Source organism: Nonomuraea sp. NPDC049486, assembly GCF_040676925.1.
Lineage (GTDB): Bacteria > Actinomycetota > Actinomycetes > Streptosporangiales > Streptosporangiaceae > Nonomuraea > Nonomuraea ferruginea.
The window spans coordinates 241,549-267,128 of the sequence record NZ_JBFAPV010000011.1 but is presented as its reverse complement, the minus strand read 5'-3'; the positions used below and the strand labels follow the sequence as shown (position 1 = coordinate 267,128).

General features: G+C 72.4%; 23 protein-coding genes. 16 read left to right on the top strand and 7 right to left on the bottom strand.

Annotated features, from left to right (window positions below; translation table 11 throughout):
* Positions 1 to 204: 204 nt before the first annotated feature.
* Both AB0K05_RS30345 and AB0K05_RS30340 read right to left on the bottom strand, forming a co-directional pair.
* Positions 205 to 1,671: an alpha/beta hydrolase gene (locus AB0K05_RS30345; RefSeq protein ID WP_364233656.1), complete on the bottom strand. Its 1,467-nt coding sequence runs from the start codon at positions 1,669 to 1,671 to the stop codon at positions 205 to 207.
* A 93-nt stretch (positions 1,672 to 1,764) separates the two neighbouring features.
* Positions 1,765 to 1,974 (bottom strand): DUF2530 domain-containing protein, encoded by a 210-nt coding sequence (locus tag AB0K05_RS30340; RefSeq protein ID WP_364233653.1) that lies wholly within the window; start codon positions 1,972 to 1,974, stop codon positions 1,765 to 1,767.
* An 82-nt stretch (positions 1,975 to 2,056) separates the two neighbouring features.
* On the opposite strand from AB0K05_RS30340, the gene AB0K05_RS30335 reads away from it, so the two are divergent.
* The 4 genes from AB0K05_RS30335 to thpR all read left to right on the top strand — a co-directional run bounded on the left by AB0K05_RS30335 (position 2,057) and on the right by thpR (position 5,900).
* The gene (locus AB0K05_RS30335) at positions 2,057 to 3,499 is read left to right on the top strand and encodes an NCS2 family permease (RefSeq protein WP_261808916.1); all 1,443 of its coding nucleotides are present in this window, start codon (positions 2,057 to 2,059) and stop codon (positions 3,497 to 3,499) included.
* A gap of 118 nt (positions 3,500 to 3,617) precedes the next feature.
* The gene (locus tag AB0K05_RS30330) at positions 3,618 to 4,070 is read left to right on the top strand and encodes a MarR family transcriptional regulator (RefSeq protein WP_148035111.1); all 453 of its coding nucleotides are present in this window, start codon (positions 3,618 to 3,620) and stop codon (positions 4,068 to 4,070) included.
* Positions 4,071 to 4,093: 23 nt separating this feature from the next.
* Positions 4,094 to 5,323 carry an MFS transporter gene (locus tag AB0K05_RS30325; protein WP_364233649.1) on the top strand — a complete coding sequence of 410 codons (1,230 nt, stop codon included), beginning with the start codon at positions 4,094 to 4,096 and terminating at the stop codon, positions 5,321 to 5,323.
* 19 nt (positions 5,324 to 5,342) lie between these two features.
* A complete protein-coding gene (thpR, locus tag AB0K05_RS30320; protein WP_271277503.1) occupies positions 5,343 to 5,900 on the top strand; it encodes an RNA 2',3'-cyclic phosphodiesterase in 558 nt (185 codons plus the stop codon).
* A gap of 98 nt (positions 5,901 to 5,998) precedes the next feature.
* Here thpR and AB0K05_RS30315 read toward each other — a convergent pair whose 3' ends face one another.
* Complete coding sequence (locus tag AB0K05_RS30315; RefSeq protein WP_148035108.1) at positions 5,999 to 6,967, bottom strand: aldo/keto reductase; 969 nt, start codon at positions 6,965 to 6,967, stop codon at positions 5,999 to 6,001.
* 51 nt (positions 6,968 to 7,018) lie between these two features.
* Here AB0K05_RS30315 and AB0K05_RS30310 point away from each other — a divergent pair, with 51 nt between their 5' ends.
* A complete protein-coding gene (locus AB0K05_RS30310; RefSeq protein WP_364233646.1) occupies positions 7,019 to 8,329 on the top strand; it encodes an MATE family efflux transporter in 1,311 nt (436 codons plus the stop codon).
* Positions 8,330 to 8,395: 66 nt separating this feature from the next.
* Complete coding sequence (locus tag AB0K05_RS30305) at positions 8,396 to 9,391, top strand: hypothetical protein (RefSeq protein WP_364233643.1); 996 nt, start codon at positions 8,396 to 8,398, stop codon at positions 9,389 to 9,391.
* A gap of 6 nt (positions 9,392 to 9,397) precedes the next feature.
* Here AB0K05_RS30305 and AB0K05_RS30300 read toward each other — a convergent pair whose 3' ends face one another.
* Positions 9,398 to 9,766 carry a hypothetical protein gene (locus AB0K05_RS30300; RefSeq protein ID WP_148035103.1) on the bottom strand — a complete coding sequence of 123 codons (369 nt, stop codon included), beginning with the start codon at positions 9,764 to 9,766 and terminating at the stop codon, positions 9,398 to 9,400.
* Positions 9,767 to 9,839: 73 nt separating this feature from the next.
* Between AB0K05_RS30300 and lhgO the strand changes: the two genes are divergently transcribed.
* From lhgO to AB0K05_RS30260, 8 genes are all read left to right on the top strand, one after another.
* Positions 9,840 to 11,030, top strand: coding sequence for an L-2-hydroxyglutarate oxidase (gene lhgO / locus AB0K05_RS30295; RefSeq protein ID WP_364233640.1), 1,191 nt, complete (start codon positions 9,840 to 9,842; stop codon positions 11,028 to 11,030).
* 17 nt (positions 11,031 to 11,047) lie between these two features.
* Positions 11,048 to 11,740: a response regulator transcription factor gene (locus AB0K05_RS30290; protein WP_364233638.1), complete on the top strand. Its 693-nt coding sequence runs from the start codon at positions 11,048 to 11,050 to the stop codon at positions 11,738 to 11,740.
* Positions 11,740 to 13,170 (top strand): HAMP domain-containing sensor histidine kinase, encoded by a 1,431-nt coding sequence (locus tag AB0K05_RS30285; protein WP_148035100.1) that lies wholly within the window; start codon positions 11,740 to 11,742, stop codon positions 13,168 to 13,170. The genes AB0K05_RS30290 and AB0K05_RS30285 overlap by 1 nt, the downstream gene beginning before the upstream one ends.
* A 65-nt stretch (positions 13,171 to 13,235) precedes the next feature.
* Positions 13,236 to 13,892 carry a response regulator transcription factor gene (locus AB0K05_RS30280; protein ID WP_148037095.1) on the top strand — a complete coding sequence of 219 codons (657 nt, stop codon included), beginning with the start codon at positions 13,236 to 13,238 and terminating at the stop codon, positions 13,890 to 13,892.
* A 9-nt stretch (positions 13,893 to 13,901) separates the two neighbouring features.
* Positions 13,902 to 15,884, top strand: a complete 1,983-nt coding sequence (locus tag AB0K05_RS30275) for an ABC transporter (protein WP_364233636.1) — start codon at positions 13,902 to 13,904, stop codon at positions 15,882 to 15,884.
* Positions 15,881 to 17,710, top strand: coding sequence for a YfjP family GTPase (locus AB0K05_RS30270; protein WP_364233633.1), 1,830 nt, complete (start codon positions 15,881 to 15,883; stop codon positions 17,708 to 17,710). Before AB0K05_RS30275 ends, AB0K05_RS30270 begins: the two co-directional genes overlap by 4 nt.
* A 56-nt stretch (positions 17,711 to 17,766) precedes the next feature.
* Positions 17,767 to 18,930, top strand: coding sequence for an FAD-dependent oxidoreductase (locus tag AB0K05_RS30265; RefSeq protein ID WP_364233630.1), 1,164 nt, complete (start codon positions 17,767 to 17,769; stop codon positions 18,928 to 18,930).
* Entirely contained in the window at positions 18,927 to 19,766 is an 840-nt protein-coding gene (locus AB0K05_RS30260; RefSeq protein WP_364233628.1) for a sigma-70 family RNA polymerase sigma factor, read from the top strand. Before AB0K05_RS30265 ends, AB0K05_RS30260 begins: the two co-directional genes overlap by 4 nt.
* Here the strand turns inward: AB0K05_RS30260 and AB0K05_RS30255 are convergent.
* From AB0K05_RS30255 to tdh, 3 genes are read right to left on the bottom strand one after another with little or no spacing between them, the layout of a single operon-like run.
* The gene (locus tag AB0K05_RS30255; protein ID WP_364233625.1) at positions 19,755 to 20,753 is read right to left on the bottom strand and encodes a LysR substrate-binding domain-containing protein; all 999 of its coding nucleotides are present in this window, start codon (positions 20,751 to 20,753) and stop codon (positions 19,755 to 19,757) included. The genes AB0K05_RS30260 and AB0K05_RS30255 overlap by 12 nt on opposite strands.
* A gap of 49 nt (positions 20,754 to 20,802) precedes the next feature.
* Positions 20,803 to 21,972, bottom strand: coding sequence for a glycine C-acetyltransferase (locus AB0K05_RS30250; protein ID WP_364233622.1), 1,170 nt, complete (start codon positions 21,970 to 21,972; stop codon positions 20,803 to 20,805).
* Positions 21,972 to 23,000 carry an L-threonine 3-dehydrogenase gene (gene tdh / locus AB0K05_RS30245; protein ID WP_364233620.1) on the bottom strand — a complete coding sequence of 343 codons (1,029 nt, stop codon included), beginning with the start codon at positions 22,998 to 23,000 and terminating at the stop codon, positions 21,972 to 21,974. Before tdh ends, AB0K05_RS30250 begins: the two co-directional genes overlap by 1 nt.
* Before the next feature lie 186 nt (positions 23,001 to 23,186).
* On the opposite strand from tdh, the gene AB0K05_RS30240 reads away from it, so the two are divergent.
* Both AB0K05_RS30240 and AB0K05_RS30235 read left to right on the top strand, forming a co-directional pair.
* On the top strand, positions 23,187 to 24,320 hold the full coding sequence (locus tag AB0K05_RS30240) for an ROK family protein (RefSeq protein WP_364233618.1): 1,134 nt from the start codon (positions 23,187 to 23,189) through the stop codon (positions 24,318 to 24,320).
* A 53-nt stretch (positions 24,321 to 24,373) separates the two neighbouring features.
* On the top strand, positions 24,374 to 25,543 hold the full coding sequence (locus AB0K05_RS30235) for a Gfo/Idh/MocA family oxidoreductase (RefSeq protein WP_364233616.1): 1,170 nt from the start codon (positions 24,374 to 24,376) through the stop codon (positions 25,541 to 25,543).
* Positions 25,544 to 25,580 lie beyond the last annotated feature (37 nt).

Genomic DNA, 25,580 nt, shown 5'->3' with positions numbered 1-25,580 from the left:
TCCTGACGGAGGCGGACCGGTCCTGATCTCCTGGCGTCCTGGAAAGGGCGGGCGTGTGGCGACCCGACCCACGCCCGCTCTCCGGACCTACGGCGGGCCGGGCAGGCCGAAGGCTTGCTAACGGCGCCCAGCCCGAGGGGTTTCCCAAAAGAGGTTTTCAGTTTTTCACAAGGAAGAACCGGCGCGAACCCGGATCACGGCGGGTCATGCGGCGGGACAGGCGGCACCGGACTCGGGCATCGTGCCCTTCAACAGGTACGCGTCCACCGTGCGGACGACGCACGTGCTGCCGCTCAGGTAGGCGCCGTGCCCCTCGCCCTCGTAGGTGACCAGGACGCCGGTCTTGAGCCGGTCCGTCAGCGACACCGCCCATTCGTACGGTGTGGCGGGGTCGCCCTTGCCGCCGATGACGACGATCGGGGCCGAGCCGGTGGCGTCGATGTGCTTGGCCTCGTCGCTGCCCTCGGTGGGCCAGTGGGCGCAGGCGCCTGAGGTGCTCTCGACCGACATGATGGGGAAGATCTTCTCGACCTGCTCGTTGAGCGCGGCCATGTCGGCGGCTGTCGGCCGCTGGGAGGTGTCGGCGCAGCTGATGGCCTGGAGGCTGGTCATCATGGTCGAGTAGGTGCCGTCGGGCCTGCGGCCGGTGTAGCTGTCGGCCAGCGCCAGCAGGGTAGTGCCGTCGCCCTTGAGCGCCGCGGCGACGCTCTGCTCCAGCATCGGCCAGGTGGCCTTGGCGTACAGCGGGGTGATGACGGCGAACTGGGCCAGGCCGTAGGTGAGCTGCCGGTCGCCGACCTTGAGCGGCTTCTCCTTCAGGTCGTCCATCAGCGCTTCGACGGTCTGGCGCGCTTCGGCGGGGGACTTGCCGAGGTCGCAGCCCTGTGCGACGCAGTCCTTCGCGAACGCCTCGAAGGCCTGGGCGAAGCCCTTCATCTGGGTGAGCGCCCGCTGCTCGAAGGTGACGTTCGGGTCGTAGGCGGCGTCGAGCACGAACCGGCCGACCTTCTCGGGGAACTTGGTCGCGTACACCGAGCCGAGGTGGGTGCCGTACGAGAGGCCGAAGTAGTTGAGCTTGTCGTCGCCGAGCGCGTCGCGGATGCGGTCGAGGTCCTGGGCGGCGTTGACGGTGCCGACGTGCGGGAGCACCTTGCCCGAGTCGGCCTCGCAGGCGGCGGCGAACTCGCGGGCGGCCTTGTCGGGGTTCTCCCCGGCGGCCGGCGACATCAGCTCCTCCACCTTGCCGCCGCACTTGACGCCCGCGCTCCTGTCGACGCCGCGCGGGTCGAAGCTGACCAGGTCGTAGGCGCTGCCGGGGCCGGCGAAGGCCTGCCTGGCCAGCGCCAGCGTGTCGACGCCGGAGCCGCCGGGGCCGCCGAAGTTGAAGACGAGCGACCCGAGGCGGTCACCGGTGGCCTTGATCCGGATGAGGGCGAGGTCGATGGTGTCGCCGTCGGGCCGGCTGTAGTCGAGCGGCACGGCGAGCGTGCCGCATTCGAGGGCCGGTTCTGGGGCCATGGTCTTGCCGTCGGGCCCCATGAGGCCGGTGCACGCCTGCCACGCCACCGCCCCGGTGTCGCGCGCGGCCGGCTCCGCGGCGGGCTTCTCGGCGCCCGCGCAGCCGGTCGCCGCCAGGGCGAGCACGAGGGAGGTGAACAAGGTCCTTTTCATGCCATCAAGCATGGAAGGGGAGGCGTTTGCTCAGGTAGTGCAAGGAAACAGCAGTTCGGGGTGACTCCCGTAAGCGGCGCGGGATGACAGATGTCAGCGGCGGAGCCGGTGGACGAACCACATGCCGAAGAAGCCGAAGCCCACGCCGGTGAGACACGTCCAGATCCACCAGGAGTTCTCCGGGGCGGGCGGGAAGATCAGTAAGGCGACCAGGGCGATCGCCCAGAGGCCGGTGCCCACGGCGATGGTGGCGGTGTCGTTGGTCTCGATCGGCTCGGGGTCGGGGTGCCACTGCTGCGTCACAGCATCCAGCCTAGCTTCCAATCGCATCTCGATACGGTTACCAGCACTTTTGGCGAATCGTCCCAAGTGTCACAGTTCGCCCGTGAGTGACTCCCGTACCGCTATAGACCGGTATTTCTCCATTACCGAACGCGGCTCCACCGTCTCCCGTGAGGTGCGCGGTGGCCTGGCCACGTTCTTCACCATGGCGTACATCGTGGTGCTGAACCCGATCATCATCGCCAACGGCAAGGACATCCAGGGTGAGGTGATCGGCGACGGCACCACGCCCAACGTGGCGCTGGTGGCCGCGGGCACCGCCTTCGTGGCCGGTGTCCTGACCATCCTGATGGGTGTGATCGCCCGGGTGCCGTTCGCCCTGGCCGCCGGGCTCGGCCTGAACGCCTTCGTGACGTTCAACATCGCCCCGCTGATGACCTGGGAAGAGGCCATGGGCCTGATCTTCCTGGAAGGCATCGTGATCGGCATCCTGGTGCTGACCGGGCTCAGGGTCGCGGTGTTCCGTGCCATCCCGTCCCAGCTCAAGACCGCGATCAGCGTCGGCATCGGCCTGTTCATCGCGCTGATCGGGTTCGTCGACGCGGGCTTCGTGCGCCGGGTGGCCGCCGGGCCGCCGCTGGAGATGGGCATCGGCGGCAACCTGTCTTCCTGGCCGATCCTCGTCTTCGTCATCGGCCTGCTCGCCACCGCGGCGATGGTGGCGCGCAAGGTCAAGGGCGCGATCCTGCTCGGCATCGCCGGCACCACCCTCATCGCGATCGTCGTCGAGGCGCTGACCGGCTCGGGCGCCTCCTCGCCCGAGAACCCGGACGGCTGGCAGCTGAACGTCCCCGCCTGGCCCAGCGAGGTCTTCGGCTTCAACAACCCGCTCGTGCTGTTCGCCGAGTTCGACCCGTTCGGCGCGTTCAGCTCGGCCGGGCTGCTGCTCGCCGTGCTGTTCGTGTTCACCCTGCTCATCACCGACTTCTTCGACACCATGGGCACGATCGTGGGCGTCGGCCGCCAGGCGGACCTGGTCAAGGAGGACGGGACGCTGCCGCGTACCCGTGAGATCCTGCTCGTCGACTCGCTCGGCGCCGTCGTCGGCGGCGCAGGCTCGGTGTCGTCCAACACCACCTACGTCGAGTCGGCAGCGGGCGTCGGGGAGGGCGCGCGGACCGGCCTGGCGAGCGTGGTGACCGGCGCGCTGTTCCTGGTGGCGATCTTCTTCGCGCCGCTCGTCCAGATCGTGCCGTACGAGGCCGCGGCGCCCGCCCTGGTGGTGGTCGGCTTCCTGATGATGACCGCGATCCGCGACATCGACTGGACCGACTACGAGATCGCCATCCCGGCGTTCCTCACCATCGTGCTCATGCCGTTCACGTACTCGATCTCCAACGGCATCGGCGCCGGCTTCGTCTCGTACGTGCTCATCAAGGTGGTCCGCGGCAAGGCGCGCGAGATCCATCCGCTGATGTGGGCCGTCGCGGCGTTGTTCGTGCTGTACTTCGCGCTCGGCCCAATCAGGGTCATGCTCGGGCTCTGACCAGGAAGTACGGGCCGCCGTCCGCGAGGACGGCGGCCCGTTGGGTATCAATGGGTGAGACGGAATCTGGCTTGGGAAATTTCTTGACCGCGGCTATAGTTAGCAAAGGTAATGACACATGCTAACAAGACCTCAGTCCCAGATGGACCTGCGAAGCGACGCCGGTCTGGCTTCCGCGTTGCGCGTTTCCCTGGCCAGGCTCAACAGGCGGCTGCGCAGGCAGGCGGCGGCGCACCCGCTGACCCCCACCCAGTTCGCGACTCTGGCCGCCGTCGAGCGGCACGACGGGATAACCCCTGGCGAGCTGGCCGAGCTCGAAAAGGTGCAACCGCCCTCGATGACCCGCGTGATCGCCGGGCTGGAGGAGCGCGGCCTGGTGTCGCGCAGCCCGCACCCGAGCGACCGGCGCCAGGTGACCGTGACCGTGACCGACGCCGCCAGGAAGCTCCTGAAGGAGGAGCGGGCGCGCAAGGAAGCGTGGCTGACGCGGCAACTGAAGGAGCTGTCGCCGGAGGAGCGGGCGATTCTCCGTCAGGCGGCTCCGATCCTGGAGAAACTCAGCAGGATCTAGAGCCTGAAGAACCCAGGACCGGGATGTTCCGGTCGCTCAGCATTCGCAACTACCGCATGTTCGCCATCGGCGGCGCGGTCTCCAACGTCGGCACCTGGCTGCAGCGCACCGCCCAGGACTGGTTGATCCTCGACCTGACCAACGGCAGCGCCGCGGCCCTCGGCACCGCCACGGCTCTGCAGTTCCTGCCCATGCTGCTGTTCGGCATGTTCGGCGGCGTGCTGGCCGACCGCTACCCGAAGCGGCCCCTGCTCATCACCGCGCAGACGCTGATGGCCACGCTGGCCCTGGCGATCGGCGTGCTCACGATGACCGGCGCCGCCCAGGAGTGGCACGTCTACGTGATGGCCTTCACGCTCGGCATGATCTCCTGCGTCGAGGTGCCGACCCGGCAGGCGTTCGTGGTCGAGATGGTCGGCAGGGACGACCTGCCCAACGCGATTGCGCTCAACAGCTCCAGCTTCAACCTGGCCCGCGTCGTCGGCCCGGCCGTCGCCGGCATGCTCATCTACATGCTGGGCGGCACCGGCCCGCTGTTCCTGATGAACGCGCTCACGTTCGCCGCGGTCATCTCCAGCCTGGTCTTCATGCGGAAGGCCGAGCTGCATCCGTCGGACCCGGTGCCCAGGGCCAAGGGGCAGCTGCGCGAGGGGCTCAGGTACGTGCTGCGCCACGAGAAGCTGCTGATGCCGATCCTGCTGATCGCCTTCGTGTCGATGTTCTCGCAGGCGTTCTCGATGTCGATCGCGCTCATGGCCCGCGAGGAGTTCAAGGCGGGGGCCAACTCGTTCGGCCTGGCCTCCAGCATGTTCGCCGTCGGCGCGCTCGCCGGGGCGCTGCTGGCCGCCCGCAGGGTCACGATCTCGCGCAGGATGCTGTTCGGTGGGGCGATCGGCTTCGGCGTGTTCCAGATCGCGGCCGGGCTGGCTCCGTCCTACCTGTTCTACCTGGTGCTGCTGGTGCCCGCCGGCGTCGCGCTGATAACGGTCAACACCGCTGCGAACGCCGCCGTCCAGCTCGCCACCTCGGCCGAGATGCGCGGCCGCGTCATGGGCATCTACATGCTGGTCTTCGTCGGCGGCTCGCCCATCGGGGCGTCGCTGGTCGGCTGGCTGTCGGAGCTCGGCGGGCCCAGGGCCGGCGCCGTCCTGGCCGGCGGGTTCGTGCTGGCCGGCACCGCGATGGCCGTCCTGGTCACCAGGACGATCACCGGGCGGGTGGCGCGGCGGCGGGCGGTGCCTGCCACCACCTGAGGCGGGACACACTGGGGGTATGAGGCTCTTCGCGGCCGTGTTGCCACCCGACGAGGTGCTGGACGAGCTCGAACGCGCGATCGCCCCGCACGTCGGGCAGGTGCCGGAGCTGCGCTGGCCGGACCGCGCCACCTGGCACGTCACGCTGGCCTTCTTCGGCGAGGTGCCCGAGCGGGCGCTGCCCGACCTGCGTGCCCGCCTGGCCCGCGCCGCCGGCCGCCACCCGGTGCCGGCCCTGGCCTTCACCGGGTTCGGCGCGTTCTCGTCCGTACGGCGCGCGCGGGTGTTCTGGGCGGGCCTGTCGGGCGACTCGATGGTCCGGCTGGTCGACTCCGTCAGGGCCGCCGGCCGGCGGGCCGGCGCCGCGAACATCGACGAGAAGCGCTTCCATCCGCACCTGACGCTCGCCAGGGCCAAGGCCGAGACCGACCTCCGCCCGCTCGTCGACTCGCTGGCCGGATTCACCGGCTCGACGTGGCGGGCGGAGACGATCCGGCTGTTCATGAGCGAGCCGGGGCCGCGGGTGAGGTACGAGTCACTGGACGAGTGGGCGCTCGCACCCGCGTCGCCCGGCTAGGCTCCTGGGCGTGGACCGTCCTCGTTCCTGGCTGCTGCCCCTGGTGCTCGGCCTCCTCATGCTCATCGTGATCGTCGGCGCGCTGGTGACCTGACGCCCTACCAGGCGTAGTCCTCCGGCGCGGTGCGGTGGCCCGGGAAGATCTCGTCCAGCTTGGCCAGCGCCTCGTCGTCGAGCTCGATCTCGAGCGTGCGCATGGTGCCGTCGAGCTGCTCCAGGGTGCGCGGGCCGATGATCGGCGCGGTCACCGCGGGCTGCTTCAGCAGCCAGGCCAGCCCGACGTGCGCGGGGTCCTCGCCCAGCTCGTCGCAGAGCTTCTCGTACCGCTCGATCTTGTCGCGGTGCTTCTCCAGCTCCGTGAGCATGCGGTCGGCGGCCGAGCGGCCCTTGTCGATCTTGCGCAGGACGCCGCCGAGCAGGCCGCCGGCCAGCGGGCTCCACGGGATGACGCCCAGGCCGTAGTCCTCGCACGCGGGCAGCACCTCCAGCTCGACCGCCCTGGTCAGCAGGTTGTAGTGGCTCTGCTCGCTGACGAGGCCGAAGAAGCCGCGCCGGGCCGCCGTCTCCTGCGCCTTGGCGATGTGCCAGCCGGCGAAGTTGGACGAGCCGACGTACAGGATCTTGCCCTGCTGGCGCAGCACCTCCATCGCCTCCCAGAACTCGTCGAACGGCGTGCGCCGGTCGACGTGGTGGGCCTGGTAGATGTCGATGTAGTCGGTCTGCATGCGCTTGAGCGAGGCGTCGCAGGCCCGGCGGATGTTGAGCGCCGACAGCCTGCTCTCGTTGGGCCAGTCGCCCATGTCGCCGTAGAGCTTGGTGGCGATCACCGTTCTCTCACGGCGGCCGTCTCCCTGGGCGAACCACCGGCCCAGGATGTTCTCGGTGATGCCCTCGCCCTTCTTCCAGCCGTAGACGTTGGCCGTGTCGAAGAAGTTGAGGCCCAGCTCGTGAGCCCTGTCCATGATCGCGAACGAGTCTTCTTCGGAGGTGTGCGGGCCGAAGTTCATGGTGCCGAGGCAGAGCGGGCTGACCCGGAGGCCGCTGCGCCCGAGGTTCACGTAGTCCATGCTTTCCACACTAGGTACCTGGAGTGCGCTCCAGGCCATAGGGTTGGGGCCGTGTTCTCGGGGCTGGTGCGCGCTTCGGTGCCGCTGTTCCTCTCGATGGTCACCAACCTGCTCGGCTCGGTCGTGGTCACCGCCGTGCTCGGCCGCCACGCCACCGTCACGCTCGCCGCCTTCGCCGTCATGACCGCCGTGCTCACCCCCGCGTCCACGGCCGTCGCGGGCGCGTTACGCGGGCTCGCGCCGTTCGTCGCCCCGCACCGCGACGACCCCGACGCGGTGCTGCCGGTGCTGCGCGACGCCCGGTGGCTGAGCCTGTTCGTGGGCCTGGCGGGCGCGCTGGCGGTGCTGGGCGTGCCCGCGCTGGCCGGGGCCGCCGGGGTGCCCGCCGAGGTGGTGGCCGAGCTGGGGGTGCTGCCCTGGCTGCTCGCCCTCTACCTGGTGATCTACGCCGCGGGCGGCGGCGCAACCGCCGTGCTGGTGGCCATCGGGCGCAGCCGGGGCGTGCTGTGGGCGAGCCTGGCGAGCACGGCGGTGATGATCGTGCTGGCCGTCGCGCTGGTGCCGCCGCTCGGGCTGACCGGTGTCGGGGTGGCCTGGACGTTGTCGGGGCTGACCCTGGTCGGCGTCGGCGACCTGGCGCTGCGCCGGGCCCTTGGCCGTCCGGTCGGCCGGGGCAGGCCGAGGCCGCGGGAGATCGCCCGGCTGGCCGCGGTGAGCCTGCCGCTGGCGGCGACGGTGCTGATCAAGTTCGGCGCGCTGGGCGTGATCACGTTCGCGGCCGGCATCACCGGCGCCCGCGACGCCGCCGCGCACGCGGTGCTGGCCACGCTCACCGGGTTCATCGTGCTCGCCGCCATGGCGGTCGGGCAGGCGTCGGTGCCCGAGGTGTCGCGCGCCGCCACCGTCGCCTCGGCGCGCCGCGCCAACCGCGCCGCGGCCCTGCTCGCCGTCGGCGGCACCACGCTCGCCGCGCTGACGCTGCTGGCGCTGGGCGGCCCGGTGCTGGGGCTGTTCACCGGCGATCCCGCCGTGCGCGGCGTGGCGCTGGCGCTCCTGCCGCTCATGCTGCTGTCCTCGATGGCCGACTCGGTCCAGGCCGTGCAGGGCTTCGGCCTGACGGGGCTGAAGCGGACGGGGGCCAGCCTGGCGTACTTCGCCGCCGGCTACGGGCTGCTCGCGCTGGCCGCCGTGCCCGTGGCCGCGACCTGGGGGGTCACCGGGCTGTGGGTCGCCATGCTCGTGGGCAACCTGCTGCTGGCCGTCCTCCAGGCCACCGGGTTCCACCGGCACAGCGCGCGGGTGGGCGGTGCCGGCCGCGCCGATGCAGGGCGGTTGGGCGGTCGCTGCCGGACGAATGGCTGATGTACGTGCGGCGGGTTCCTGGGCTCGGCGGCCGGGGATGCGTGGCGGTTGGGGCATGATGGCGGCGTGGGGGGACTGCTGATCAGGATGCTCGGGGTGGCGCTGGCCGCCCTGGCCGTGCTGCCTCCGGCGGCGGCCGCGGCCGACGACGGGGAGCGGTTGTTCACCTTCCGCGACCCGCGCATCACCGAGTCCAGCGGGCTGGCCGTCTCGCCCACCCACGACGACGTCTACTACACCCACAACGACAGCTCGGCGCAGCCGGAGTTCTACGCGGTCGGGGCCGACGGCAGGACCAAGGCCACCTTCCGGCTGCGGGGGGCCGAGGCGCGAGACTGGGAGGCCATGGCGGCGGTCAAGGACCCCGAGACCGGGCGCGGGGTGCTGTGGTTCGCCGACATCGGCGACAACCTCGACGGGGCGTGGCCCGACGTCTCCGTCTACAAGGTGATGGAGCCGCGCACGCTCGCCGACGCCACCCTGCCCGCCGTCCGCTACCGGTTCCGCTACGCCGACGGGGCCAGGAACGCCGAGGGCATCATGGTGAACCCCAGGACCGGACGGCTCCACGTCGTGACCAAGGAGTTCGCCGGCGGGGTCTACGTCGCCCCCAAGAAGCTGCGTACCGACAGGACCAACACGCTGCGCAGGATCGGGAGCGCGCCGATCATGGCCACCGACGCCGCGTACGCGCCCGACGGCTCGTCGTACGTGATCCGCACGTACTTCTCCGCGACCCTGTACGAGCCGTCCGGCAAGATGATCGCCAAGGTGCCGATGCCGGAGCTCAGGCAGGCCGAGTCCATCGCGTACACCCGGGACGGCACGGCCCTGCTGACCGGGTCGGAGGGGGTGCGCAGCCCCGTCCACAGGGTGCCGTTGCCGGCCGCCGCGACGCCCACGCCCTCGCCCACGCCGTCCGAGCGGCCCCGCGCGCAGGGCACCACCGCGGCGGCCGAGCAGGCGGGCGGCGGGCTGACAGGGCTGAACGTGCTGATCTGGCTGGGGGCGGCGGCGCTGGCGATCGGCGCCATCACGTTCCTGGCGCGCATCACGCGCTGAGGGCCGCTACGGACGCATGCCGGCGGTGAACATGTCGCCGCGCAGGGCCCGCTCGACGGCCTCGATCGAGCGGGCCAGGCGCACCAGGCGGGGGCCCTCCTGGCGGTAGGTGTCGAGGACCGCCTCGATGGCGTGCGGCGGCAGGTGGCCCTTGAGGTCGACCGCCGCCCCCCGGTAGCCCGCGCGGGCCGCCTCGACCGCGGAGCCGACGTGGTGGCGGGCCATCCGGGCGAGCGCGACCGGATGCCGCCTCAGCACCTCGTAGGCCCGGTAGTCGGGCGGTACGGCGTCGAGGAGCCAGGCGACGGCCGACCTCTCCCAGTCGGGCACGCTGGGCGGTCGCACCTCGGCGGGCCATTCGGGCGGGACATACATGCCTTCATCGTACTCACGTTCGATTCGCCTCCCTAGGGCGAGGTGGACGCCCCGTTTTGGATACATTCACCACGTGACGGAGAAGATCGGAGTCGTGGGGGCCGGGATCGTCGGCCTGGCGGTCGCTCGCGAACTGGCCGCCACCAGGGGCGCCGAGGTGACCGTGCTGGAGAAGGAGGGCCGCGTCGGGGCCCACCAGACCGGCCACAACAGCGGGGTCGTGCACGCGGGCATCTACTACCCGCCCGGCTCGCTGAAGGCCAGGCTCTGCCGCGAGGGCGTGGCGCTGCTGAAGGATTACTGCGCGCGGCACGCGCTCCCGTACGAGGAGGTCGGCAAGCTCGTGGTGGCCGCCACCCGGGCGGAGCGGCCGCGGCTGGCCGCGCTGGCGGAGCGGGCCAGGGCCAACGGCGTGCCCGGCATCACCGAGCTGGACGCGCTCGGGCTGCGCGAGGTGGAGCCGCACGCGGTCGGCGTGGCGGCGATCCACTCGCCGCACACCGCGATCGCCGACTTCCCCGCGGTCGCGCGCCGGCTCGCGCTCGACGTGGCGGAGCTGGGCGGCTCGGTACGGCTGCGGCATCCGGTCAGGGGCATCAGGGAGACGTCCAGGGGCGTGGAGGTGGTGGCGGGGACGGGCAGGTTCGCCTTCGACCGGCTGGTGGTCTGCGCCGGGCTCGGCACGGACGCGGTGGCCGCGATGGCGGGCCGGCCGGGCTCGGTGCGCATCGTGCCGTTCCGCGGCGAGTACTACGCGCTCCGGGGGGCGGCGAGGGACCTGGTGCGCGGGCTCATCTACCCGGTGCCCGACCCGCGCTACCCGTTCCTCGGGGTGCACCTCACCCGGCACGTCGGCGGGGAGGTGCTGGTGGGGCCGAACGCGGTGCTGGCGGGCGCGTACGAAGGGTATACATGGCGAAATTTTCGTAATTTTCCTCAGATTCTCGCCTGGCCCGGCACCCTCCGCCTGGCCCGCCGCCACTGGCGCACCGGCGTCAAGGAGGTCTACGGCTCGCTGGTCAAGAGCGCCTTCACCGAGGCCGCGCGCCGCTACGTCCCCGAGCTCACCGCCGATGACCTGCGGCGCGCCGCGGGCGGCGTGCGCGCGCAGGCGGTGGCGCGCGACGGCTCGCTGGTGGACGACTTCGCGGTGGACGTGCACGGGAACGTCGTCCTCGTACGGAACGCGCCTTCCCCCGCTGCCACGTCGAGCCTGGCCATCGCCCAGCACATTGCCGGAATTGTTCCGGCACCCTCCCGATGAGTGCATCCTTGATGGTGATGGAAGCGCGCCTGTTGATCGTCGAAGACGACCCGAACATCCTCGAACTCCTCGCCGCGAGCCTGAGGTTCGCGGGCTTCGACGTGTCCACCGCCAAGAGCGGCGCCGACACGGTCGCCGCGGTCCAACGGCAACGCCCGGACCTCGTGGTGCTCGACGTCATGCTGCCCGACCTGGACGGCTTCGAGATCGTGCGGCGGCTGCGGAGCGGCGGCATGTACACGCCCGTGGTTTTCCTGACGGCCAAGGACGAGACCGAGGACAAGATCCGCGGGCTGACGATCGGCGGCGACGACTACGTGACCAAGCCGTTCAGCCTGGAAGAGGTCGTGGCCAGGATCCACGCCGTGCTCCGCCGTACCAGCGGCGACGCGCAGCCGCCACCGCCCAGGCTGACGTTCGCCGACATAGAGCTGGACGAGGAGAGCCACGAGGTGTGGCGCGGCGGCCACGCCGTCGCGCTGTCGCCGACCGAGTTCAAGCTGCTGCGCTACTTCATGACGAACGCCGGACGGGTGCTGTCCAAGCCGCAGATCCTCGGCCACGTGTGGGACTACGACTTCCGCGGCGAGGTCGGCATCGTCGAGTCCTACGTCTCGGTGCTCCGCCGTAAGATCGACAATCGCAGTCCGCGGCTCATCCACACCCTGCGCGGCGTCGGATACGTCCTGCGGTTGCCGCCGAGCGGCTGATGGCCAGGTCGGGCCGGCTGCCGCTCCGGATCAAGCTCATGGCCTCGATGCTGGCGCTGCTCGGCATCGGCATGTCGTTCATCGGCGTGGTGAGCGTCTCGGTCCTGCACGGCTACCTGATGGACCGCGTCGACGGCCAGGTCAACCTGATCTCGGTACGGGTCCAGAAACGGCTGATCATCGACGCCGAGCGGCGCGAGCAGGGCAGGCAGACGTCCGAGAAGCCGCTGCTCATCGAGTCGGACACGATCGTGCTGCTGCGCGACCCGTACGGCGGGCTGACCCCCGCCCAGGGCGACCGCGACGTCGACCAGAAGCCCAAGCCGCAGCTGGAGGACTCGCCGGGGCCCGGCGTCTACACCGCGCCCGCCGTGAGCGGCCCCGGCGAGTGGAGGGTGCGCGAGACCGCCACCCCGTACGGCACGTTCGTGGTCGCCACCGACCTGACCGAGGTCAACGAGATCACCCGGCGGCTCGTCTTCATCGAGCTGCTGGGCGGCGGCGGCATCGTGCTCATCCTGGCCGTGGTGGGCGTCACCATCGTGCGGCGCAGCATGCGGCCGCTGGTCGAGATCGAGCGCACCGCCGGCACCATCGCCGCGGGCGAGCTGGGCCGCCGGGTGCCCGACGGCGACTCGCGCACCGAGGTCGGGCGGCTGGCCACGGCGCTCAACGGGATGCTCGCCCAGATCGAGAGCGCGTTCGCGGCGCGCTCGGCCTCGGAGGAGGCCGCCAGGCGTTCCGAGGACCGGATGCGGCAGTTCGTCACCGACGCCTCGCACGAGCTGCGCACCCCGCTCACCTCGATCCGCGGCTTCGCCGAGTACGCCCGCCAGAACCCCGGCGCCGACCCGGCCGAGCTGATGCAGCGGGTGGAGAACGCGGCCGGCCGGATGACCCTGCTCGTGGACGACCTGCTGCTGCTCGCCCAGGTGGACCAGCACCGCCCGCTCAAGATGCGCCCGGTGGACATGCTGGCGCTGGCAGCCGACGCGGTGCAGGAGGCGCGCATCCTCGCCCCCGACCGGCAGATCGACCTGGACGTCGTCGGCGGCGCCGCGCTCATCGTCTCCGGCGACGAGGTGCGGCTGCGCCAGGTGGTCGGCAACCTGACCTCCAACGCGCTCATCCACACCGAGGAGGGCACCCCGATCACCGTGCGGGTCGGCGCCGGCGACGGGACGGTCTTCCTGGAAGTGGCCGACAAGGGGCCCGGACTCAGCCCCGACCAGGTGGACCGGGTCTTCGAGCGCTTCTACCGGGCCGACTCGGCCAGGTCCAGGCGGCGTTCGGGCGAGGACCGGGGCAGCGGGCTCGGCCTGGCCATCGTGCAGGCGCTCGTGCAGGCGCACGGCGGCACGGTCGTGGCGCGGAGCGCGCCCGGCGAGGGCGCCACCTTCCGGGTCGAACTCCCACTCGCCTTGGAGTGAGCCTTCAGCGTTTCCTCAGGTCACTGGGCCACCCTGAGAGGGTGAGCAAACCCGAGGCGCTGATCATGGTGGTGGACGACGAGCCCAGCATCAGGGACCTGCTCTCGGCGAGCCTGCGTTTCTCCGGGTTCGAGGTGGTCACCGCCGCCGACGGCAACGAGGCCGTCGAGGTCGCCAAGCGGACCGGCCCCGACCTGGTGGTGCTCGACGTCATGCTGCCGGACCTCGACGGGTTCGAGGTGGCCAGGCGGATCGACGCGCCGGTGCTGTTCCTGACCGCCCGCGACGCCACCGAAGACAAGATCGCCGGGCTGCGGGTGGGCGACGACTACGTGACCAAGCCGTTCAGCCTGGAGGAGGTCCAGGCGCGCATCCGCGCGGTGCTGCGCCGCACCCGGGGCGAGGGCGCGCCCGCGAGCCGGCTCAAGGTGGCCGACCTGGAGCTGGACGAGGAGGCGCGCGAGGTGTGGCGGGCCGGCCGCCAGGTGCGGCTGTCGCCGACCGAGTTCAAGCTGCTGCACTACTTCATGGCCAACGCCGGCCGGGTGGTGTCGAAGGCGCAGATCCTCGACCACGTGTGGAACTACGACTTCGGCGGCGACGCCGGGGTGGTCGAATCGTACGTGTCCTATCTCCGGCGCAAGGTCGACGACGTGGAGCCGCGGCTCATCCACACGCTGCGCAGCGTCGGATACGTGTTAAGGGAGCCGCCCTCGGGCTAGCTTGACGGTATGGACCTGTTGAGCGCGCTCCAGCGACTGCGCGGGACGCTGGACCGGGAGCTGTTCCCGCTGGCGATCGGCGAGGCGGCGGGCGACCGGCGCGCGCTCAAGGAGCTGACCGGCCAGCTCGACGACTACCTGCTGCCGCGGCTGCGGGCGATCGACGCCCCGCTGCTCGCCGTGGTCGGCGGCTCCACCGGGGCGGGCAAGTCCACGCTGGTCAACTCGCTGGTCGGGGCCGACGTGGCCGAGCCGGGGGTGCTGCGGCCGACCACGCTGGTGCCGACCCTGGTCGCCAACCCGGCCGACCGCGACTGGTTCATGGGCCAGAACGTGCTGCCCGGCATGTCCCGCGCCACCGGCTCCGGCCCCGGCGCGCTCCGGGTGGTGACGTCCGAGGCGCTCGGCGCCGGGCTGGCGCTGCTGGACGCGCCGGACATCGACTCCGTGGTGACCGCCAACCGCGAGCTGGCCGCGCAGCTCCTGGCCGCCGCGGACCTGTGGCTGTTCGTCACCACCGCCGCCCGCTACGCCGACGAGGTGCCGTGGAGCTTCCTGCGCACCGCCCGCGAGCGCAGCACCGCGCTCGCCGTCGTGCTCGACCGGGTGCCTGCCGAGGCCGCGGGGCCGGTCGCCCGCGACCTGGAGCGCCTGCTGACCGAGAACGGGCTCGACGGCACCCGCCTGTTCACCGTGCCCGAGGCGCCGCTGCCCTCGGAGAAGGCCCGCCTGCCCGCCGACGCCGTCGCCCCGATCGCCGCCTGGCTCTCCGGGCTCGCCGCCGACGCCGCCGAACGCGCCCGCGTCGTACGGCAGACGCTGTCGGGCGCGCTCGACAGCCTCGCCGTCCGCGTCCCCGCGCTGGCCGGCGCGGTCGAGCGGCAGGAGGCCGGCTTCGGCACGCTGCGCGACGTGGTCGACGGCGCCTACGCGGGCGGGATGGCGGACTTCGACGAGGGCATGCGCGACGGGTCGCTGCTCCGCGGCGAGGTGCTGGCCCGCTGGCAGGACTTCATCGGCACCGGCGACTTCATGCGCTCCCTGGAGAGCCGGGTGGGGTGGCTGCGCGACCGGATCGTCGGCTTCTTCACCGGCCAGGTGCCCGAGAACCGGCTCAGGGACGCGCTGGAGAGCGGCGTCGAGGCGCTCATCAGGGGATCCGCCGACGCCGCCGCCGAGCGGGCGCTCGAAGGCTGGTCGGCCGCGCCCGGCGGCGCCGGGCTGCTCGACCGGCTCGGCGCGATCGAGTCGGCCCGGCTCGGCCGCGCCGCCCCCGACCTGGGCAAGCGGACCGAGCTGGCGGTGCGCGGCTGGCAGGAGTTCGTGCTCGACCTCGTACGGGAGGAAGGCGCGGAGAGGCGGACCACGGCGCGCGCGGCGTCGTTCGGCGTGAACGGGGCGGGGCTGCTGCTGATGCTGGCCGTGTTCGCCTCGACGGGCGGGCTGACCGGGATCGAGGTGGGGATCGCGGGCGGCACCACCGTGCTGTCGCAGAAGCTGCTGGAGGCGATCTTCGGCGACCAGGCGGTGCGCACGCTCACCATCCGCGCCCGGGAGGACCTGCGGGAGCGGGTGCGGGGGCTGATGGACGAGGAGGCGGCCCGTTTCCTGTCCGTCCTGGAGCCGCTGGAGCCGTCGCGCGGCACGGCCACCGCCCTGCTGGACGCGGCCCGTACGATCCGCGACCACCGGACGGAGCTCCCATCTGGTCGGCGGGACCGTGACCTGGAGGGCCCGCCCTCCGAGAAGGCCCGCCCCGCGGCCGACCCGTCCGGGACGGGGCTCCCTCCCGAGGGTGGCCCCGACCCGTCCGGGACGGGACCCCGGGAGTCTCCCGGCGGTGGTTCTGAGGCGGGCGGCGCGGAATTCCGGGAGTCTCCCGGCGGTGGTTCTGAGGCGGGCGGCGCGGGACTCCGGGAGTCTCCCGGTGGTGGTTCTGATCCTGGCGGGTCGCCGCGGGCGCGGACGTCCGAGGGAGGGGACGGGCGGTGAAGCTGCTACGCCGCAAGGAGCGGCCTTCGCTGGACTCGCGGCTGGCCGCGCTGCTGGAGGCGGCCGAACTGGGCGAGGGGCGGCTGCCGGCGGAGGCCGTCGCGGCGGCGCGCGCGGTGGCCGACCGGGCGGGGGCGCGGCGCCGGCTGTCCGTCGAGCACACGGTGGCCGCGCTCGCCGGGGCGACCGGCAGCGGCAAGTCGTCGCTGTTCAACGCCATGACCGGCACGGACCTGGCCGCCGTCGGCGTCACCCGGCCCACCACGTCGACCGCCCAGGCGGCGCTGTGGGACGGCGCGGGAGCCGGGCCGCTGCTCGACTGGCTCGACGTCCCGCACCGCCACTCCGCGTCCGCCGTCGACGACCTGTCCGGCCTGGTCCTGCTCGACCTGCCCGACCACGACTCGATCCGGCTGTCCCACCGGCTGGAGGTGGACCGGCTGGTGGAGCTGGTCGACCTGCTGGTGTGGGTGCTGGATCCGCAGAAGTACGCCGACGCCGCCATCCATGAGCGCTACCTGCGACCGCTGGCGGGGCACCGGGACGTCATGGTGGTCGTGCTCAACCAGATCGACCGCCTCCCGCCGGGCGCGGCGGACCGCTGCCTCAAGGACCTGCGCCGCCTCCTCGACGCCGACGGCCTCACCGGCGTCCCGGTCCTCGGAGTGTCGGCCCGGACGGGCGCCGGCCTGGCCGAACTGCGCACCCTCCTGTCCACCCGGGTCGCGGACCGCGCCTCCTGGTCCGCCCGCCTCGCCGCCGACGTCACCACCGCCGCCAGCCACCTGACCACCGCCTCGTCGGCCCTTCCCCGTACGAGCGGTCACACTTCCGGCGGCCCGCGCGGACGGACCGAAGGGTCTGCCGGAGAAGGGACGCTCGCCCTTGACACGGGACCGGCCGACGGCGCCGTACCCCCGGACGCACCGCACCATCAGGCCGAGACCGGCTCCTGGGCCGGGATCGAGGCCCGAGGAGGTGGCGGGCCGCTGAGAAGCGCGCCGGACGGGCAGGCGGCGTTGCCGGCGGTGTCCGGAGACATCACGGGGCTGGAAGGGCGCCTGGTGGCCGCGCTGTCGCGGGCCGCCGGGGTGCCGGTCGTGGTGGAGGCCGTGGCGAAGGGGCACCGGCACCGGGCCGTGGTCGCCACCGGGTGGCCCGTCACCCGGTGGGTGCGGCGGTTCCGGCCCGACCCGTTGCGGCGGCTGCGGATCGGGGTGGCCGCGCCCGCGTCCTCCCCGGACCGCGAGTTGGTGGGCCGCACCTCCGTACCCGAGGCGTCCGCCGTGCAGCGGGCGCAGGTCGAGACCGCGATCAGGGACGTCGGCGAGTCGGCCGCCGCCGGGCTGCCGGGCGCGTGGGCGGCGTCAGTGCGGCAGGCGGCGCGCTCGCGCTCGGCGGAGCTGGCCGACGCCGTGGACAAGGCCGTCGGCCGCACCTCCCTGGGAGCGACCCGGCGGCCCCGCTGGTGGCGGGCGGTGAACGTGTTGCAGTGGCTCGTGTTCGCGGCCCTGCTGGCGGGGGCGCTCTGGCTGGGCGGGCTGTTCGCGCTGGGCTACCTGCGCCTGCCCGAGCCGCCCCTGCCGACCGCGGGCGAGGTGCCCTGGCCGACCGTGCTGCTGCTCGGCGGCGCGCTGGCCGGGGTGCTCATCGCCCTGCTGTCCAGGGTGGCCGCCTGGCTCGGCGGCCGTCGCCGCGCCCGCAAGGCTTCCAAGGCGCTGCGCGAGGCCATCGGCAGGGTGGGGCAGGAGTACGTGCTCCAGCCCGTCGAAGAGGAACGCGACCGCTACACCCGCTTCGCCGACGCCGTCACCCGGGCGGGCTGAGGATGTCACATCCGCGGTGCCTTTTCCTTCTCATGATGTGAGGAAAGGGGAGGAACGTGACGAAGAAGATCGTGGTGGTCGGCGGCGGGCTGGCCGGGCTGGTGGCGGCCGTCGTCTGCGCGGAGGCGGGGGCGGAGGTGACGCTGCACGAGGCGCACAGGACGCTCGGCGGGCGGGGGCGGGCGATCGCCGGGCCGTACCTGGTTCATGAGGGCGCTCACGTGTTCTACGCCGACGGGCCGCACTGGGCGTGGTTGCGGGAGCGGGGCCTGGTCGACGGGCTGGGCAGACCGGCGGTGCGTGATTACCGGATGGGGTTCGTACGGGACGGCCGGATGCGGCTGCTGCCCCCGGCGGGGTTCCTGCGGATGATGGCGACGGGGCCCAGGACGGCGCCGGTCGAGATGGACTTCCACACCTGGGCGTCCAGGTCGTACGGCGAGCGCACGGCCCGGGTGGCCGCCAACGCGATCAGCGTGGTGACGTACGACGCCGACACGGGGCGGTTGTCGGCGGCGTTCGTGTGGGGTCTACTGCGCCGGGTGTTCACCCCGCGCCTGCCGGCGGTCCGGTGGGTGATCGGCGGCTGGCAGGCGGTGATCGACCGGCTCGCCGCCCGCGCCCGCGACCTCGGCGTACGCGTCGAGCTGGGCTCTCGCGTGACCGAGCTGCCGGGAGAGCCGACGATCGTCGCGACCGAGCTGTCGTCGGCGCGGCTCCTGCTCGGCGACGACACGCTGCGCTGGGAGAGCGGCGACTGCGTGATGCTGGACCTGGCCGTGCGCTCGGCACGGGGCGACCGCTTCATCTGCTGGGACCTGGACGACGGCGGCTTCCACGAGAGCTACTCCATGCAGGACCCCACGGCCGCGCCCCAGGGGGAGACGCTGTTCCAGATCGACATGCCGATCCGCCGCGGCGAGACCAGGGCCGAGGCGACCCGGCGGGTGGAGGCGCTGGCCGATCTGGCGGTGCCCGGCTGGCGCGGGCGCGTGACCTGGCGGCGCTCCGGCGCGGCCAGGCACCGTACGGGCGCGCTCGACCTGCCCGGCATGACCTGGCGCGACCGTCCCGCGATCGACCGGGGCCACGGCGTGTTCCTGGCGGGCGACATGGTGGCGGCGCCCGGGATGCGCGGCGAGATCTCCGTCAACAGCGCGATCACGGCCGCCGGGCACGCCCTGCGCGCGCTGCGCGTCGGCGAGCACGCCGCCCGATGACCGGCGACCCCTTTCACACGCACCGCAACCTGCTGTTCAGCATCGCCTTCGACATCCTGGGCAGCGCCGGCGACGCCGAGGACGTGGTGCAGGAGACCTGGCTGCGCTGGCATGGCGTGGACCACGCCCGGGTGGACAACCCCCGCGCCTACCTTGTCCGCGTCGTCACCCGCCTGGCCCTGGACGAACGCGACCGCCTCCACCACGAGTACGTCGGCCCCTGGCTGCCGGAGCCCGGCCCGGACCCGGTCGAGGACGTGGCCCGCGCCCAGGAGGTGACTTACGGGCTGATGGTGGTGCTGGAGACGCTCTCGCCGCTGGAGCGGGCGGCGTTCATCCTGTACGAGGCGTTCGGCTTCCGGCACGCCGAGGTCGCCCGTATCCTCGGCCGCTCTCCCGCCGCCGTCCGCCAGCTCGTCCACCGGGCCCGCGAACACGTCGAGGCCCGCCGTCCGCGGTTCCCCGAGGAGCGGGCCGCCGCCCAGGCCGTCGCGGAGCGCTTCCTCGACGCCGCCCTGGGCGGGAGCATCGCCGGCCTGATGGAGGTGCTGGCTCCGGACGTGACACTGCGCACGGACGGCGGCGGACGCGTCAAGGCCGCCCTGCGTCCGGTCACCGGCAGCGATCGGGTGAGCAGGCTGCTGGCGGCGGTCGCGCCGGTCGGCCTGGAGACGACGGTGTACTGGTCCGCCCAGGACGGCCCGCCCACCGCGGCGCTCTTCTCCGACGGCCTGCCGTACGCGGTGCTGGTCGTCGTCATGGCCGAGGACCAGAACCGGATCAGCGAGGTGTACGGCATCCTGAACCCCGACAAACTGGCCCGGCTAGCCCTGTGAGCGGTCGTTCCCGTCAGGGGTGAACGAGGTCGTGAGGTCGCGGAGGGTGGCGAGCAGCGGCCGGAGCAGAGGGTGGGACTCGGCGCCGCGGCGGACGGCGGCGAAGACGCGGCGTTCCGGGCCCGGCACGTGGCGGATCGCGACGCCCGGCTGGGCCATGTCGCGCAGGGCCAGCCGGGGCACCAGGGCGACGCCCGCCCCGGCGGCCACCAGGGCGACCACGGCGCGGAAGTCGTCCGAGCAGTGGGCGAATCGGGGGGTGAAACCGGCCTGCTCGCAAGCGAAGGCGATCACGTCGTGCACCGGGTTCCCCGGGTACGGGCCGATCCAGGTCTCATCGGCGAGCGCGGCCAGCGAAGTGCCGGTCGGCGGGTGCGTCTCGGTCTGAAGGTCGGGCCGCTCCACCGCCGGCGGGTGGGCCTCGGGCCCCGGCGGGGCGTCCCGGCCGGCCAGCGGGTGCGTCTCGGGCAGGACGAGGTCGAAGGGCTCGGCGTACAGCGGGACCCGGGACAGGCGCCGGTCGTCGGGGGCGCCCCGGTACTCGACCGCGATCGCCACGTCGGCCTCGCTGTCGAGGAGCATCGTCAGGGACTGGTCGCCCTCCGCGTCGCGTACCCGTACCTGGAGGCCGGGCGCGGAGGCGCGCAGGGCCGTGATCGCGGGGGCGAGCACGGCGCTGATCGCGGTGGCGAAGCAGGCCACGGTCACCTCGCCCGCGGCGCCCGCGGTGTAGTCGGCGACCTCGGCGCGGGCGCGTTCGAGCTGGGCCAGGACCTCGTCGGCGTGTCCCAGCATGATCTTGCCGACGGCGGTGAGGTGGACGCCGCGGCCGTCGCGGATGAACAGCCGGTGGCCGACCTCGTGCTCCAGCGCGGCGAGCTGCTGCGACACGGCGGACGGGGTGAGGTGCAGGGCGGCGGCAGCGGCGGTGACCGTGCCGTGGTCGGCCACCGCCTGGAGCGTGCGCAACCGCCGCGTGTCTATCACGCCGCGAGGATACGCCTCCACCGCGGGCGGCCGGGGGTGCGTAACCGCCTCAGCCTCGGGCGCGGATGAACGCGTCCACCGCGCGGTCCACGTCCGACTCGGAGTGGGCGGCCGAGAGCTGGACGCGGATGCGGGCCATGCCGTGCGGCACCACCGGGTAGGAGAAGCCGATCACGTAGACGCCCAGCTCCAGCAGGCGCTCGGCCATGGCCCCGGCCTCGGCGGCGTCGCCGATCATCACCGGGACGATCGGGTGGTCGCCGGGCAGGATGTCGAACCCGGCCTCGGTCATCCGCCCCCGGAACCGCTCGGTGTTGGCCCGCAGCCGCTCGCGCGCCTCGCTGGTGGTCTCCAGCAGGTCGAGGATGCGCAGCGAGGTGGCGGCGATGGCCGGGGCGAGCGAGTTGGAGAACAGGTACGGGCGGGAGCGCTGGCGCAGCAGCTCGCAGATCTCCCGGCGGCCGGACACGTAGCCGCCGGACGCGCCGCCGAGCGCCTTGCCGAGCGTGCCGGTGATGATGTCGATCCGGTCGGTCACCCCGTGCAGCTCGGGGGTGCCGCGCCCGGTGGGGCCGACGAAGCCGACCGCGTGGGAGTCGTCGACCATGACCATGGCGTCGTAGCGTTCGGCGAGGTCGCAGATGTCGGCCAGCGGCGCGAGGTAGCCGTCCATGGAGAACACGCCGTCGGTGACGATCAGCCGCCTGCGGGCGTCCGACGACTCCTTCAGCCTGGCCTCCAGCTCGGCCATGTCACGGTTGGCGTAGCGGTGGCGGCGGGCCTTGGACAGGCGGATGCCGTCGATGATGCTCGCGTGGTTGAGCGCGTCGGAGATGACCGCGTCGCGCTCGTCGAGCAGGGTCTCGAACACGCCGCCGTTGGCGTCGAAGCACGAGCTGTAGAGGACGGTGTCCTCCATGCCGAGGAAGTCCGACAGCCGGGCTTCGAGCTCCTTGTGCACCTCCTGGGTGCCGCAGATGAAGCGCACCGAGGCCATGCCGAACCCCCACCGGTCCAGCGCCCGCTTGGCGGCCTCGATCACCTCGGGATGGTCGGCCAGGCCGAGGTAGTTGTTGGCGCAGAAGTTGAGCACCTCCTGGCCCGCCACGCTCACCTGGGAGCTCTGCGGGGTGCTGATGACGCGCTCGGGCTTGTGCAGCCCGGCCTCGGCGATCTCGTCGAGCGTCGCACGCAGCTGGTCGCGTACGTTCGTGAACATCAAGCGCTCCAATCAAGAATGACCTTGCCCGTGCGGCCGCTCGCGGCCGTCTCGAAGGCGGTCTCGAACGCGTGGTACGGGAAGCGGTCGGTGATCACGGGGGAGAGGTCGAGGCCCTTCTCGATCAGGACCGACATGTTGTACCAGGTCTCGAACATCTCCCGGCCGTACACGCCCTTGATGGTCAGCATCGAGATGACCACGGTCGACCAGTCGACGGCGAACTCCTCGGCGGGCAGCCCGAGCATGGCGATCTTGCCGCCGTGGGTCATGCTGGCGATCATCTCGCGCAGCGCCGCCGGGCTGCCGGACATCTCCAGGCCCACGTCGAAGCCCTCTTTCATGCCGAGCTGGCGCATGCCGTCGGCCAGGGAGGCGCGGGAGACGTTCACCGCCAGCGAGACCCCGAGCTTGCCGGCCAGGTCGAGCCGCTCGTCGCTGACGTCGGTGATGACCACGTTGCGGGCGCCGACGTGGGTGGCGACGGCCGCGGCCATCAGGCCGATCGGGCCCGCGCCGGTGATCAGCACGTCCTCGCCGACCAGCGGGAACGACAGGGCGGTGTGCACGGCGTTGCCGAACGGGTCGAAGATGGCGGCCACGTCGGGATGGACGGGCACCCGGTGCACCCACACGTTCGTGGCGGGCAGCGTCACGTACTCGGCGAACGCGCCGTCGCGGTTGACGCCCAGGCCGACGGTGTTGCGGCACAGGTGGCGGCGGCCGGCCATGCAGTTGCGGCACTTGCCGCAGACGATGTGGCCCTCGCCGCTGACCAGGTCGCCGACGGCGATGTCCTCGACGCCCGGCGCGATCTCGACGACGTGACCGGAGAACTCGTGTCCCACGATGAGGGGAAGCTCCAGCGTATGCCTCGCCCAATCATCGAATTTCTGTATGTGTAGGTCGGTGCCGCAGATGCCGGTCCTCAGCACCCTGATCTTCACCTCACCCGGCCCCACCTCGGGCTCGGGTACCTCGACCAGCGACAGGCCCGGCTCGGCCTTCTCCTTGACCAGTGCTTTCATGGCGAACATCCCCCCAGTCGAACGTTACGCACTGTGCCCGCTCTCCGCCGGACGTGTCCATCGAGGAGTTCTTAAGTGCCCCCACAGCTCCGCTTCACGCCGCAGGTCAGCGGCGATCACTATTACGCAAGAAGGTTGGTTAAGTAGGATGTCGGCTCCCCGGCCGACTCATGTGGAGGAACTCCGGTGCGACAGCAGAGCGGCGACGCCTCCGTCCTCCGCAGGCTCAACTCCGCCGCCATCCTGCGCCAGTTGCGTGCGGCGCGGGTGGCGACGCTGCAGGAGCTGGCCAGGGGCGCCCGGGTGTCCAGGCCGACGGCCGAGGTCATCGTCGAGGACCTGATCGCCGCGGGCTGGGCGGAGGAGTGCGGCGAGGAGTCCGGTGAGCGCCAGCGGGGCCGCCCGGCCAGGCGGTTCAGGTTCCGGGCCTCGTCCGGCCATGTGGCGGGCGTGGGCATCGGCGCGTCGCTGCTGCGCGCCATGGTGTCCGATCTGGGCGGGACCATCGTGGCCTCGCGCCGGGTGCCCAACCACGCGGCGATGTCCGCCCGCGAGCGGCTCGACGCCGTCGCGGAGCTGGTCCACGCCGTCTGCGCCGAGGCGGGGCTGCCCGTGGCCGAGCTGGTCGCGGTGGGCGTCGGCACGACCGGCGTGGTCGACGCCGCCGGGCGGGTGACCAAGAGCGTGGTGCTGCCCGGCTGGAGCGACGTCGACCTGCGGGGCGAGCTGGGCCGCCGGCTGCCCGCGCCGGTGCTGGTGGAGAACGACATGCGGCTGGCGGTGCTCGCCGAGCACTGGCGCGGGGAGGCGCGGGGCCGTAGCGACGTGGTCTACCTGTTCGCCGGCGACCGGCTCGGCCTGGGGCTGCTGATCGGGGGCCGGACGCACCGGGGCGCGCACGCCGCCTCCGGCGAGATCGGGCGTCAGTCGGGCGACCACTGGCGGGCGTTCCGGCATCTGGCCGACTACGCGATGGCCGTCGAGCCGGGCGAGCTGCGCACCCACCGGCAGGCCGCCGAGTTCGCCGTGGCCAGGGCGGAGGAGGGCGACGAGCGCGCGAGAGCCGCCGTCAGGGCCTTCGCCGTCCACCTGGCGGAGGGCCTGCTCACGCTCGTCAACCCGCTCGACCCGGAGCTGGTGGTGATCGGCGGCAGCCTGGCGAGGGCCGGCGCGCTGCTGGTCGAGCCGATCCAGGACTACTTCGACGACCGGTGCCTCTACCCGCCCGAGGTGGCCGCCTCCGGCCTGGGCGGCGAGTGCGTGACGCTGGGCGCCGTCAGGATGGCGCTCGACCACGCGGACCAGGTGCTCTTTTCGTAAAAAGGTTGGATAATTCTTCCCGGCCGGCTCGTCGTCCCAGAGGAAGGGCACCCGTGAAGGACCTGCGTTTCGGAGTCGTCGGCCTCGGCCTGCGCGTCAACCTGGCCGAGGCCGCCCACCGGCCGGGCCGGGGTTCGGTGGTGGCCGCGGTCTGCGACACGGACCCGGAGACCCTCAAGAGGGAGGCCGCCCGCTTCGGCGACCCGGTGACCAGTCCCGACCACCGTGACCTGCTCGGCCGCGACGACCTCGACGCGATCATCGTGCTGACCCCCGACGACACCCACGAGAGCATCGCCGTCGAGTGTCTCCAGGCGGGCAAGCCGCTCTACCTGGAGAAGCCGCTGGCCATCACCGTCGAGGGCTGCGACGCCGTCCTGCGCGCCGCCCGCGACACCGGCACCCGGCTGTACGTCGGCCACAACATGCGCCACATGGGCGTCGTCAGGCTGATGCGCGACATCATCCGCCGGGGCGACATCGGCGAGCCGAAGACGGTGTGGGTGCGCCACTTCGTCGGCTACGGCGGCGACTACTACTTCAAGGACTGGCACGCCGACCGCACCCGCACCACCGGGCTCCTGCTGCAGAAGGCCGCCCACGACCTGGACGTCGTCCACTGGCTCGCGGGCGGCTACACGACCCGGGTCAACGCCTTCGGCGACCTCATGGTGTACGGCGGGCTGCCGCGCAGGGAGCCCGGCACGCCCCGCCCCGACGGCTGGCCGCGTGACCACACCTGGCCGCCCACCGCCCAACGGGACCTCCACCACGTGGTGGACGTCGAGGACGTCTCGGTCATGAACATGGTGCTCGACAACGGCGTCATCGCCGCCTACCAGCAGTGTCACTTCACGCCCGACTACGTGCGCAACTACACGGTCATCGGCACAGAGGGCCGCCTGGAGAACTTCGGCGACGGGCCGGGCGCCACCGTCAAGGTCTGGAACACCGGCCCCACCGGCTACCGGCCCGACGCCGACATCACGTACCGGGTGCCCGACGCCACCGGCTCCCACGGCGGCGCCGACACGCGCATCATCGAGGAGTTCGCCCGCTTCGCCAGGGAGGGCGGGCCGGTCGACACCTCTCCGGTGGCGGCCCGCATGAGCGTCGCGGCCGGCTACATGGCCACCCGGTCGCTCCGCGACGGGGGCGCCCCCTACGATGTCCCGCCCCTGGATCCGTCACTCGTGGCGTACTTCGCCGACGACCGGCGCTGACCGCCCGGCGCGGGCGCGGCGGGCGGTCGGGCCGGGA